Origin of the sequence: Bacillus sp. CH_48, assembly GCF_038008465.1 — a bacterium.
GTDB classification, from domain to species: domain Bacteria; phylum Bacillota; class Bacilli; order Bacillales; family Bacillaceae_G; genus Bacillus_A; species Bacillus_A thuringiensis_S.
Map to the genome: position 1 here is coordinate 2,054,682 of NZ_JBBOZF010000001.1, position 12,127 is coordinate 2,066,808.

Sequence of the window (12,127 nt, forward strand, 5' to 3'; positions counted from 1 at the left end):
CCTCTTTTTATTATGTCACTTTTTGTCGGTAAATCGATATTTCGTGCAAAATCGTTGATATATTCTAAGTTATGATAGATATATTTGAAAAATCGTTAATATATTGCAAGTTATGATAGATATATTGAAAAAATCGTTGATATAATTTCACTCACCGAGAACAGGGCATCATTTACTGAGCGAAAGTTACGATTCACTTCGCATCATAGTCAACCTCTTTCAACTGACATCGCTTATTAAAGAACGTTTTATATCCAAGCTGTAAAAAGATAATGACAGCGAAAGCGGTACTTCCTGAAATACCGAGTATGATAGCGATTTGATATTGAATGGCTGTGAATGGTGATACACCGGATAATATTTGACCAGTCATCATGCCTGGTAAGCTTATAATTCCCATTCCGACCATAGAATTAATTGTTGGTAAAATAGCAGAATCAAAAGCGTCTCGAATGAGCGGAGCAGCTGCTTCTTTCGGTGTTGCGCCGAGCATAAGTGCACCTTCAATTTGACCTCTTTGCGATTTCATATTGTTTAAGAACGTATTTGCGCCGAGAGAAACACCAGTCATGGCATTACCGACTAACATTCCCGTAATAGGGACGATATATTGCGGAGCATACCAAGGGTCATGACCGATAATAACAAAGATAAATAGTAGAAGTGGCCCAATTGATCCAGCGACCATGGAAAGGGCGGCTACTCGTTTTAATTCTTTAGACATTGGGATATTAACTCGTTTATAAATATTAAAAATTGCAAAGGTAGTAATAGAAGTAATGAGAGCAATTGTATAAAATGGATTACTGTTTTCAAATACGTATGTAAGGACATATGCAACAAGTACGAGCTGAATCGTCATACGGAATGTTGCGAGCGCGATTTGTTTTTCACGAGGTATTCCTTTTAATTTTACAAGTCCAATTAAGATAAGGATAAAAATATAGGCAGCCGCCAGTTGCCAAATTTGGAGTTCAATAACGCCCTTCAATAGAGAGCACTTCCTTTCTAGTTGCACCGTTTGTTTTACTAATTTCAATAATGTCGTCTGCAATTTCTTTTGGAAGTTGTTGCGAGTGTGTGATGAAGATAACTGTTTTTTTCTTTTTTCGTGCTAGTTCAGTAAATTGTTTCATAACGCGGCGTTCTGTATCATTGTCTAGTGCTGAAGTGGGTTCATCTAATAAATAGACAGGCGGATCCATAAGTACAATACGAGCAAAGGCAAGTCTTTGTTTTTCACCGCCGGATAATGAGGAGGCGCTATCTTCTAATTGCTTGTCTAAGCTAACGGTTTGTAATGCACTCCGCAGGGCATCATCATTTGGAAATGGTTTTTCAGAAAGACGAAGTCCCGTTAATAGGTTTTCTTTAACGGTTCCATCAAAAATAGGTGGAGTTTGCCCAAGCATAACTACGTCACGACGTAATTGAATAGGCGGATAATCAGAAATTAACTTTCCGTTATATTCAATTGTACCGGATGTTGGAGATTGTAAATCGTTTAACATGCGAAGCAATGTGCTTTTTCCACTTCCACTTTCACCGATAATGCAAGTGATTTTTTCATTTTGAATCTGTAAATAAGGAATGTGTAGGATATCTTTATATATAACGTCTTTTAATATAAACATAAATCGCTCCTTTCTGATTCTATTTATATCGTATCAAAAAAGGGAGGATAAGGGTTATAAAGAGCAACGTTTTTTCTTCATCTTGAGTTTTATTAATAAGTTAAGTAAACGATCTAATTCTTGGCTGAAAGAAATCACTTTATTATGAGTTAATCCGTATCGTTCAACGAGATAGATTAACTCTTTCTTTTTCGCTTCTATTCGATTGTTTAGTTTCGATAAGTTCATAAGTTGAATGTAATGCCTCCTACAAAAGTATTTATCACATAAAAAATAAGACCGAATGAATTCGGTCTTAAAGGAAATAATAAGACAACTTACAAATAGCATACACTGTTTATCAATAGTTTTTAATATAAAAATGAAAAATAAATCATTATACATATTGAGAAAGATGTGTCTGATAATTTTTAAAAACTGATGCAAAGAGGCTGTCTACATAGTAGACAGCCTGTAAGATATTAGCCCTTATGATATTTGTACATCCAAAGTAGACCGGATTTTAATAATCTTGGTACACGTCCCATTAATGGTTGGTTTGCAAGTAAACCGAAGCCATGCTTCTTACCAAGAGAGCCGAGAACACCTTTTAATTTGATTACAGGTAGTTCGTCAGGAAGTGGTTCATTGTTCCAACGTTTTAATAATATTTGGACAATTTGCTCTCCTTGACCTTCAGCAAGTTGGGCAGATGGAGCGTGTGGAAGTGCTGCGCAATCTCCTACAACATACACGTGCTCGTTATTTGGAATATTATGATATTTAGTTAAGACAACCCGTCCGCTACCATCTTGTTCAACTGGAAGGTTTCGAACAACTTCATTTGCTTGAATACCAGCTGTCCAGACGATTGCATCACATTCAAGTGGTTCATCGTGGTTATACACAATATTTGGTTCCACTTTTGTAATGTTAGAGTTTCTTATAATAGTAACTTTATGTTTTACGAACCATTCTTCTACGTATCTACTTAATTTCTCTGGATACGGGAATAAAATTCTATCTTTTCGATCAAATAAATAGATTTTTAAATCAGAACGACTTTCGCGAAGTTCACTGGCAACTTCCACACCACTTAAGCCAGCGCCAACGACAGCTACTGTTGCATTTGGTTCTAGACTATTTAATTGTTCATATGTCTTACGTGTTTGTTCAATCGATTGTAGGCTATGTGTATATTCTTTCGCCCCAGGAACGTTATGATATTTATCCTCACAGCCAAGACCGATAATTAAATCATCATATTGGATCGCTTCGCCGCCATCGAGATGAACAGCTTTTTCTTCGAGATCAATATTTGTTATTGTGCCGTATTGAATATTGAGTCGTGGGTGCTCGGGAAACGGTATACGAATATGTGTTTCTGAAATAGTACCCGCAACTAATGCATAATATTCAGTTTTGAAGCAATGATATGGTACTTTGTCGATTAATGTCACTTGTACATCATCTGGAAGTTGGTTGCTTGGAAGTAGCCTTTGTAGAATTCTCATTCCACCGTAGCCGCCACCTAGTATTACGAGGTGTTTCATGATGGATTACCCCTTTTCTGTTGAAATATCCCCTAATCATAAAATTTTATATTAATAAAATATTTTGACTTTACTCAATCAAATTATATCGAATTTGTGAACAAATAACAATGCATGAATGAATACTCTGTTGTACAATAAGAAGAAAAGTAAAGTAAATTGTTTTGCCTTTTTAGTTACTATTTTATTGCAAGTAGCATGTTATATAAAATAAAACCATCTACTTTGAAGTGAAATAGTGAAGTAACTAAATAGTTTAGGATGTATAACGAAAACAACAAGAGACAGCTTAGTTTTCTTCTTATAGATGAAGTCAGAAGGTAATTTGTTTTGTAGTACAGGGGGGAGAATTTTGATTAAACCATTAATTGAATTTTGTGTAGGTAACCTTGCAAGTGGTTCACAAGCAGCTTTAGAGAAATTAGAAAAAGATCCGAATTTAGATGTAATGGAGTATGGTTGTTTAGGATATTGTGGCATTTGTTTTGAAGGACCGTTTGCACTTGTAAATGGTGAAGTTGTACAAGGTGCTACAGTAGAAGAACTGGTAAATAATGTATATGATTATTTGGATGAAAATCCAATGTTTTAAGGTGTTGCAATCAGCAGCACCTTTTTCATTAGATAAAATGTTATTTCGTAGGGTAGTTTAATACTATAGATAAATAAAAAAAGGCCCTTTTTAGAAGGGCTTTTTTCTTACACAATGTGTGTAAGAGTGGCTCATCGCCAAACGTTGTCAAATATGAGAAACGGGGGACATTCATATTGTGTTCTAAAAGCATGCATTCTATACTTAAAATAACAAATTATTTTTGGAGTGAATATAAATGAGCCAATTTTCTTTTACAAAAATGCATGGTCTTGGCAATAGTTATATATATGTAAATATGTTTGAAGAACAAATTCCTGAAGAAGATTTAGTTCTTGTGGCGGAAAAGGTTTCAAATATTAATACTGGTATTGGAGCAGATGGGATGATTTTAATTTGTCCATCTGACGTAGCTCCGGTGAAAATGCGCATGTTTAATAATGATGGTTCAGAAGGAAAGAGTTGTGGTAACGGTTTACGATGCGTAGCGAAATATGCGTATGAGCATAAACTAGTAGAAGAAACAGTTTTCACAATTGAAACGTTAGCTGGTATTGTAACAGCGGAAGTAACGGTAGAAGAAGGGAAAGTTACATTAGCGAAAATCGATATGGGAGCACCGCGTTTAACACGTGCAGAAATACCGATGCTTGGTGAAGGTGAAACACCATTTATTCGTGAAAACTTCTTATACAATAATCATCGCTATGCATTTACAGCTGTTTCAATGGGGAATCCGCATGCGGTTATTTTTGTTGATGATGTAGAGCAAGCACCTCTTACAACACTTGGTCCAGTCCTGGAGACACATGAAATGTTCCCAGAGCGAGTAAATGTTGAATTCATCGAGATTTTGAATGATGCAGAGATGAATTTCCGCGTTTGGGAACGTGGATCTGGTGTAACGCAAGCTTGCGGAACAGGAGCGTGCGCTGCAGTTGTCGCTGCTATTTTAAATGGAAAGATGGAACGTGGTAAGGAAATTACAGTCCATTTAGCTGGCGGCGATTTAATGATTGCGTGGACTGAAGAAGGAAACGTGTTGATGAAAGGGCCTGCGGAAGTAATTTGCCGCGGAGTGTATGAGTACAAGATAGAAGCGTAAAGATGTATAATAGAATGAGAACAGAAAGGATGGTGTATTTCATGATTGAAGTAACAGAACAAGCAGCTTTTCAAATTAAAGATATGTTAAAAGATGCTGAAGATGGAGAGAAGTACGTGCGCCTTGCTGTACACGGCGGCGGATGTACTGGCCTTTCTTACGGCTTAGGATTTGAAGTAGAACCAAAAGAAGACGACACAGTTCTTGAGTTTTTCGGTGTTGAATTTGTTATCGATACAGAAAGTGCTCCAATTGTTAAAGGAGTAAAAATTGATTATAAACAATCGATGCTTGGCGGCGGATTCACAATCGACAATCCAAACGCAATCGCATCATGTGGATGTGGATCATCTTTCCGTACAGCGACGAATGCTGGTAAGCCGGAAGAGTGCTAAGTTTTTAGCAGAAATAGAGAAAGACCTTTTTAGCGATGAAATAAAATCGTTAAGGAGGTCTTTTCTTTTGCCGTAAAATCCTGATTGGTACGGGCTAATTAAAGTTTCACTTTATCTTTGCATAGATGCATGTATCAGCTAGTTGTTTACCGCCAGCTGAAAAATCTTCATTACGCAATATCCCTTCAAGTTCAAAGCCTAGTTTTTCAGGAATCGCACGACTTTTCGTGTTATTAGATTCACATTGGATTTCAATCCTTCTAAATTTGAATAACTGAAATCCAAGGTTTGTTAACACACTTACTGTTTCTGTCATATATCCACTGCCACTAAATTGCGTGTTAATCCAATATCCAATTTCGCATTTAGAAACCTTCCAATTAATTCGATGAAGGCTAGCCGTTCCAACAAAATCATTCGTCTCCTTATGGTAGATAAGATAGCGAAAGCTTTCTCTTTTCAAAAAATCTATATGCGCATTTCTCAGGAGAATTTCCGTTTCTTCAACAGTAGGAATGGACTGGAATAAAGACAACCATGGCTTTAATTCACGAATTGAATCTTTAATAGCTTGTTGTACTACATTCCCTTCACCTGCTTGAAGTGGTGCTCGAAGAATGAGTCTGTCTGTTTCTATTTGTAACGGAACATCTAATAAAATAGGATTCATATTATTTCTCCTCTCGAAACCTTTAAATTATGACAGAATGAAACTTATATCATAAAAAAACTTTCACCCAAAAGAAATAATTCTTGAGGACGAGAGTTGCAATTTATAATAAATGAATTGAAAAATACTTTATCTCACTAATAGAAAATCACGTCACAGCATCACTATTAGTTATTATAGAACTGTGCGAAGTACAGGAATATAGTAAAGCTTATCTCCCATAAAGGAACCTCTCAAAAACGAGTAAACAATAAATATATATTCAATTCATCATTTAGAAATCCCTTTTCACATATTGAAAACTAAACTATCAGTTGGTACAGCAGCATTAGGTTGTTAAACTAATGCATATGTTAATTGAATAAGGAGTTATTATTTTTTAACCTGCTTTAAATTGAACGCATAATTCACGATTGATTATCTAAACGCAATCGCATCATGCAGATTTGGATCATTTTTCCGTACAGCGACGAATGCTGGTAAGCCAGAAGAGTGCTAAGTTTTTAGCCAAAATAGGAAAGACCTTTTTAGCGATAGAATAAAATCGTTAGAAAGGTCTTTTCTTTTGGCGTTAAAACAGAAAATGCATGTAAAGTTACTTTAGAATTTAATTTGAATGTTATTATATATAGAATATATGATAATTATTGTGAATTCGACTTTCATATTGTTCGTTTAAGACAAGATTATGCAACAGAAATGTAAATGAATAGCAGAAATATACTATTTATTAGTTATATTTAATGTTAATATTTGTAACGAAGATGATTGGTGAGGGCTGATTAAAGTTTCACTTTATATAAAAAAGGTGCATGAGGGAGAAGGCTATAGCAAATTGTATAGAACTGAATAGTTCCGTATTAATTAAAATACGTTGATTACTAAATATTAAAAAATACCGGGGGGATTAGAGTGAAGTCATTTAAGAGAGTACTTATAGTAGGGATGGCGTTGACTACAGTATCGATTTTGGGAGCTTGTTCTAGCGATACAGACGTATTAACAAAAGTAGGAGTAAAGCAACCAGCGAAGGCGGAAGGTGACGTACTAAAAGAACAGAAGAAAACACCTATGACTACGAGTAAACGTGAAAGTATTAAAAATGAGGACGCTCCATCATCACAGAAGCGTTACATTTCTCATGATGAATCTAAAAAGATTGAGGAAGGTATGATGTATACGGATATTCTTAATACGATTGACTACGGTGGTGAGAACATAAAACATTATAATAACAATGAAAAACGCGTATTTTATACTGAAAAAGATACGGATGGTACATATGAAATTATGGTTGAATTAAATACATATGGTTACGTTGTGAATATTGAACGTACTGCTATAAAGGATACAGAGAAAGATACAGAGAAAGATACAGAGAAAGGTAAAGAGAATCGGGTATCTACGAAACGTATTGAAGAGCCTGTAAAGGAATATGAAGAAAAAAACGATCGTGTACCGTGGTATAAAGATGTAAATAACAATTCGGCAGCAGTAAGTTACAATCACTATTTGAAAATCAAAAAAGGTATGCCTGCGAATCAGGTAAAAGCTGCAATTGGACAGCCACATGTGATTGAGAAATATAAATCTTATTCAGTATATGACTATACTGGTTATGGTGGAGAAGGATCATTACGTGTAATCTTTGAACCGAATGGAACTGTTACGGATGTAGTGGAAGACGGTTTACCACGATAATAAATTAGTTACGGGAAGAGTTGTAGTAAAGTTTTCGTTGATTTTATAAAGTTTTTGGGAGCATACCCGAATATAGATGGAAAGTGTTTTTATTAGCCATGTTAACTATAGTATCAGTATTTACCGAAGTTTCTTCCAAATTCAATAGCGTTATTGTGGATGTTGTTGTCGTATTATTCTTGTTGGTATATATCGCAGTAGGACAGCGGTTGTAACTGAACGTAAGAGGACGCGTAGTAGCAGCTTCCTTTTGAAAGAAGGAGGAAAATATGATGGAGGATATTCTTGAATTCATAGGGAGATACGTAATTAAACCTATTATTAGTATAGTGAGATATCTTGTAATAGAGATTATAATTGAGGGCATAATAGAAGGCGTAATAAACGGTATAAGGAAATTACGTGATAAGTGGCGAAATTGGCGTGAAAGACGTTATTGGCGGTAGTGTAGGTGATGAGTGTGCGAAACAAAAACGTTATACAGAAGTTATGAAGAAGTTTAATGAAATAATAGAAAACGACTTGCATTTAGAATCTGTACTCGTTCCAATTGGTGATGGAATGACGATTTCTAAAGTGAAGAAATAATTATTATCTTACAAAAGTGTAATGTTCATGTCATGTTTTTGAATTTCTTCTTTAAGCTCTGCGCTTTAAGATAAGAATATAAGAAAAACATATGAGGTGAAGGAAATGAAAAGATACATTGCACTATTTAGTATTTTAGTTGTATTTGCAAGTCTGTTAGTTGGTTGTGATTTAAACCGTATGGGTAAAGATGAGTATTATGTTCAAATTACAGTAGATGGAAAAGAATTTGATAGTAAAGCTAGTGATGGGCAGAAATTTAAAGATTATGAATATAAGCTGACTGGCTTTGATAAAGACGGTAAAGAGAAAGAATTAGAATTCACAGCACAAAAAAACCTTCGTAAAGAAGCATTCCTACGCGTATACAACTCAGATAAAAAAGGTGTAACAGCTTGGGAAGAAGTGAAGAAAGACGAGCTTCCAGCGAAAGTGAAAGAAAAATTAGGCGTGAAATAAGACAGATAGAAAAGGAATTGACGAACAGGGTCAATTCCTTTTTTTGCTTTCAAATTCTTCTTCTGAAATGACTTTAAATCCGTATCTTTTAAATAAAGCAGTAGTTACCCCGTAACCAGTTTGCTTATTACCGTTAAATTCTCCAGTATAAATCGTAGAACTACCACAAGATGGACTACGTTCCTTTAAAATAATATATTCTGGTTGTAAATTTTTAATTTGTTCTAATGCTTTATAAGCGCCATTTACGAAAGCTTCTGTGACATCTTCACCATCTTTTGTCATCACTTTCGCTTTTCCGTCCAAAACGTCGTCGCCATTCCCGCCAATAATTTCAGCGGAAGGACGAGGCGTTGGTAGTCCCCCTAATACTTCAGGACAAATGAGGACGGTATCTTCTTTTTGCAGAAGCTCCTCTATTTTTGAAACGAGATTGTCATTTCCGTCATATCGACAAGCGATACCACCTAAACAAGCGCTAATTACGATCATATTTTCATCTCCATTAAAAAAATATTAAATTCCACGCCAAATTCTCTTCCTGCCTCTTACTTATAAATGAGGTGATATAAATGGGAAGCTTATATAATTTAATGAAACCATATAGTGAATTTCGAAGTAAAGAAGAGTTTAATACATATCAAAAACAAGTTTTGAAGTGCTACCGATTTCAATTGAATAAAACTGATTCTATCATTATTCATTTTTTAGGAAAGTATGCGGTGAATGAGAAACAAAAAACAGTAGGAGTCGCCTGTCCGTTAATGGAGACGATTGCGAAGAATGTTGGAAAGAGTATTCGTACAGTACGCCGTTCAATTGCAAAGTTAGAGGGACTAGGAATTATAAAGCGTGTTGCAACAAAAGAAAGACATAAGCGCGGCGGGTATAGTGCGAATTTATATATTTTTCTTATATCTGCAATTGACCGCATGGATGACCGTATGAAAATGTCCGCTTGTAAAAGTGAGGATTATGCAGCTGGCTGTAGCGGAAAGGAGCAAAAAAACGAGAGGGAAACAATTCTTTCTAAAAACATTCCACAAATAAAAGAGAAAAGAAAAATAACGTACGAGCTTGATGAGACGTATTGCCGTCATGATATACCGAAGCCTTTTATATACGCACTTCTGCCGATGACGAGTAATCCGAAGAAGATTAATATATTTTGGAGTAAGGTAGAACTTGCATATAAAAAGAGCGGATTGCTAGAGCAAGGTGTTTTACTAGAGCAAATATTAGCTGATGAAGAAGTGTATGGAAATTTCATTTGGCGAGTGAAGAGTGTCGTGAGAGCTTATAAATACGGGGAAATCCGTAAAAATGTGAAGGCACTTTTATATAGTACAGTGCGAGATTTATTTTTAGAGGTTGGATTAGAATGGGGAGCAGCGCTGAGAAGAAGTAAGGGGATAGCGTTATTTGATCCATTTAAAAAGGAGCCATGCGTATAATACATGACTCCAAGTAGCTAGTCGAACTTTCTTACAACTGGAACACGAATCGCTACAAATAGTACGAAGACGATAACAGCAATTGCACCGCTTTTCATAACGGTTACGATTGGAATTCCCAGTGCAAGTGCGATTGATGTGAATGCATAAGAGAGCGGGATAAAGCCCATTGATGATAGCATAAGTAAGCTCATTACGCGTCCCATCATTTCCTCTTTTACTGTCGATTGAATCATCGCCATAAGCGGAACGATAGCCATTGCAATTGTAATACCATAAAACATGCCGGCTAATAGTGCTTGCCAAAGTACGGTGCTAAAGTTGATGGCTAAGAAGAATACACCAGACAATAGCATCATGATAATACAAAAAAGACCGCGCCTACGATTAATATTTCTTAAACCGACAATGACAGCACCGATTGCCATTCCGCCGCCTACAGATGCTTCTAAGTAACTAAACTGGAGTGAATCACCATGCAGCACGTTTTTAACAAAAAGCGGGAAACCAACTTGCATCGGGCCGATCAAAAATAAGTTTAAAAAGGCGCTACAAATAAGGAAAGTTGAAAGGAATGGTGATTCCTTTACATATAAGATTCCTTCTTTAATGGAAGTGAACATACCTTTATCCGTATCTTTTAGTTCTGGCATCGTAAATTGTATTTTTTGAACGAGTATGGCTGCGACAATCAGTAATAAAATTGTAATAGAAAATATTGTCTCGTAGTTTGTGAATTTGATAAGAATTCCGCCAAGTACAGGGCCTAAGATGACCGATGCTTGGTTCGTCATTTGTGTAAGTGAATTCGCTTGTGTTAACCGGCTTTTTTCTACCAATTCCGGTAAGATAGATCCATCTGCTGACCAGAAGAAAGCATCGGCAAGTCCAAAGAATAAAGCGAATAAAGCAAATGTATATAGTGTTACATCACCAACGATAAACCATGTGAGAATGGTTGCAACAAGAATCGCTCGAATAATATTGGAGTAAAACATAATGTTTTTTTTCGGGAATTTATCAGCTACAGCGCCGCCGATAATCATAAAAATAAGCCTTGGAACACTAAGAGCTACGAAAACAACACCGAGTGAAGCTTCAAGGTTTAATGTTTTTGCTATGTACCACGTTTGTGAAAAAGTAAAAAAGGCTAAAGCAAAGCTTGAAAAAAGAGTAGCTGCCCAAAGAAAAAGGAAATTCGTATTTTTTAATAACGGTTTTCCGCTTCCTTCTAAAGCAGTTTTATTTTGTTGTAGTTCCTCCATATTGCTTCCTTTCTATGTGACAAATTTAAACTAAAAAAACAGTAAACGCCCGATTGGTGAGGGCTAATACTCAATGAGAGATGTCCCTCGCTGATTATAGTTTCACTTTATACAGTTTCTAATATTTCTATACTGCACTTTCTCATTGTAGACAATAATAATGAATTTGCACAGTGGCTATTTAACGACAAAAAAGAAGATACCAAATGGTATCTTCTTTTTTGTCGTTCAGGCTAATGCAATATAAATATCCAATTGTACGTTGGTTGGATCTGTTGCTTTTTCATCATAAAGCTCAAAGTCTGTTGTAAAAGCACGTTTATTTTCTTTCGACCATTTCCAAATATATTCCCAAGCTTCGCAAACGACTTCAGCAACTGGTCCCTTTCTCGTTGTAAATACCGCATACGTAGCGGCGGGTATTGTTAAAGTTGTCATATTTTCAGGAACTTCTTTTAGTGAAGAAACGGGCATACCGATTGTAAATGTATATGTACCAGTTTCATCTGATTCGTAGTTGGAGTAGAAAGCGAGTGTTTCTTTCGTTTGTTGATTTGGGATGTGATGCATCATTTGTTCTTGAAAGTATCGGTTCCAGAGCTCGGGAATTTTTCCTTCAGTAGATGCTTCTTTTTCATTAGTCGTCGTAACCGAAACGCCGATTGCTTGGAAAGCTTCTTTTTTTACGATAATGGGTTCGTTTATCATTACAAATTCCTCCTTTAAAATAAG

Annotated in this window: 15 protein-coding genes and 1 pseudogene; 8 read left to right on the top strand and 8 right to left on the bottom strand. The window is 35.8% G+C overall.

The window, feature by feature from the left end:
• Nucleotides 1–193 precede the first annotated feature (193 nt).
• The 4 genes from N2V92_RS10135 to N2V92_RS10150 form a co-directional block, all read right to left on the bottom strand.
• Nucleotides 194–991 (bottom strand): ABC transporter permease, encoded by a 798-nt coding sequence (locus tag N2V92_RS10135; protein WP_000679259.1) that lies wholly within the window; start codon nucleotides 989–991, stop codon nucleotides 194–196.
• Nucleotides 975–1,634 carry an ABC transporter ATP-binding protein gene (locus tag N2V92_RS10140; protein ID WP_000470267.1) on the bottom strand — a complete coding sequence of 220 codons (660 nt, stop codon included), beginning with the start codon at nucleotides 1,632–1,634 and terminating at the stop codon, nucleotides 975–977. The genes N2V92_RS10135 and N2V92_RS10140 overlap by 17 nt, the downstream gene beginning before the upstream one ends.
• Nucleotides 1,635–1,688: 54 nt before the next feature.
• Nucleotides 1,689–1,862 carry an aspartyl-phosphate phosphatase Spo0E family protein gene (locus tag N2V92_RS10145; RefSeq protein ID WP_001054092.1) on the bottom strand — a complete coding sequence of 58 codons (174 nt, stop codon included), beginning with the start codon at nucleotides 1,860–1,862 and terminating at the stop codon, nucleotides 1,689–1,691.
• 233 nt (nucleotides 1,863–2,095) lie between these two features.
• Complete coding sequence (locus N2V92_RS10150) at nucleotides 2,096–3,166, bottom strand: NAD(P)/FAD-dependent oxidoreductase (protein WP_000682067.1); 1,071 nt, start codon at nucleotides 3,164–3,166, stop codon at nucleotides 2,096–2,098.
• A 352-nt stretch (nucleotides 3,167–3,518) separates the two neighbouring features.
• Between N2V92_RS10150 and N2V92_RS10155 the strand changes: the two genes are divergently transcribed.
• From N2V92_RS10155 to N2V92_RS10165, 3 genes are all read left to right on the top strand, one after another.
• Nucleotides 3,519–3,758 (top strand): YuzB family protein, encoded by a 240-nt coding sequence (locus tag N2V92_RS10155; RefSeq protein ID WP_000595025.1) that lies wholly within the window; start codon nucleotides 3,519–3,521, stop codon nucleotides 3,756–3,758.
• A 238-nt stretch (nucleotides 3,759–3,996) separates the two neighbouring features.
• Nucleotides 3,997–4,863 carry a diaminopimelate epimerase gene (gene dapF / locus N2V92_RS10160; protein WP_000077409.1) on the top strand — a complete coding sequence of 289 codons (867 nt, stop codon included), beginning with the start codon at nucleotides 3,997–3,999 and terminating at the stop codon, nucleotides 4,861–4,863.
• Between the two features lie 41 nt (nucleotides 4,864–4,904).
• Nucleotides 4,905–5,258, top strand: coding sequence for a HesB/IscA family protein (locus N2V92_RS10165; protein WP_000573830.1), 354 nt, complete (start codon nucleotides 4,905–4,907; stop codon nucleotides 5,256–5,258).
• Between the two features lie 106 nt (nucleotides 5,259–5,364).
• On the opposite strand, the gene N2V92_RS10170 is transcribed toward N2V92_RS10165, so the two are convergent.
• Nucleotides 5,365–5,928 (bottom strand): GNAT family N-acetyltransferase, encoded by a 564-nt coding sequence (locus N2V92_RS10170; RefSeq protein WP_042596363.1) that lies wholly within the window; start codon nucleotides 5,926–5,928, stop codon nucleotides 5,365–5,367.
• Nucleotides 5,929–6,334: 406 nt separating this feature from the next.
• On the opposite strand from N2V92_RS10170, the pseudogene N2V92_RS10175 reads away from it, so the two are divergent.
• The 4 genes and pseudogenes from N2V92_RS10175 to N2V92_RS10195 form a co-directional block, all read left to right on the top strand.
• Nucleotides 6,335–6,427: pseudogene (locus tag N2V92_RS10175) on the top strand (iron-sulfur cluster assembly accessory protein); the annotation flags it as partial.
• A 413-nt stretch (nucleotides 6,428–6,840) separates the two neighbouring features.
• Nucleotides 6,841–7,629 (top strand): hypothetical protein, encoded by a 789-nt coding sequence (locus tag N2V92_RS10180; protein WP_000834610.1) that lies wholly within the window; start codon nucleotides 6,841–6,843, stop codon nucleotides 7,627–7,629.
• A 402-nt stretch (nucleotides 7,630–8,031) separates the two neighbouring features.
• Nucleotides 8,032–8,217 (top strand): methyltransferase, encoded by a 186-nt coding sequence (locus N2V92_RS10190; RefSeq protein ID WP_002083726.1) that lies wholly within the window; start codon nucleotides 8,032–8,034, stop codon nucleotides 8,215–8,217.
• A gap of 105 nt (nucleotides 8,218–8,322) precedes the next feature.
• A complete protein-coding gene (locus N2V92_RS10195; protein ID WP_000833144.1) occupies nucleotides 8,323–8,676 on the top strand; it encodes a YxeA family protein in 354 nt (117 codons plus the stop codon).
• Between the two features lie 30 nt (nucleotides 8,677–8,706).
• Here N2V92_RS10195 and N2V92_RS10200 read toward each other — a convergent pair whose 3' ends face one another.
• Nucleotides 8,707–9,168 carry a DUF523 domain-containing protein gene (locus N2V92_RS10200; RefSeq protein WP_000635493.1) on the bottom strand — a complete coding sequence of 154 codons (462 nt, stop codon included), beginning with the start codon at nucleotides 9,166–9,168 and terminating at the stop codon, nucleotides 8,707–8,709.
• An 80-nt stretch (nucleotides 9,169–9,248) separates the two neighbouring features.
• Between N2V92_RS10200 and N2V92_RS10205 the strand changes: the two genes are divergently transcribed.
• On the top strand, nucleotides 9,249–10,130 hold the full coding sequence (locus N2V92_RS10205; protein ID WP_000535257.1) for a helix-turn-helix domain-containing protein: 882 nt from the start codon (nucleotides 9,249–9,251) through the stop codon (nucleotides 10,128–10,130).
• 17 nt (nucleotides 10,131–10,147) lie between these two features.
• On the opposite strand, the gene N2V92_RS10210 is transcribed toward N2V92_RS10205, so the two are convergent.
• The gene (locus tag N2V92_RS10210) at nucleotides 10,148–11,395 is read right to left on the bottom strand and encodes an MFS transporter (RefSeq protein WP_000391930.1); all 1,248 of its coding nucleotides are present in this window, start codon (nucleotides 11,393–11,395) and stop codon (nucleotides 10,148–10,150) included.
• Between the two features lie 228 nt (nucleotides 11,396–11,623).
• On the bottom strand, nucleotides 11,624–12,103 hold the full coding sequence (locus N2V92_RS10215) for a GyrI-like domain-containing protein (RefSeq protein ID WP_000606668.1): 480 nt from the start codon (nucleotides 12,101–12,103) through the stop codon (nucleotides 11,624–11,626).
• Nucleotides 12,104–12,127: the final 24 nt, after the last annotated feature.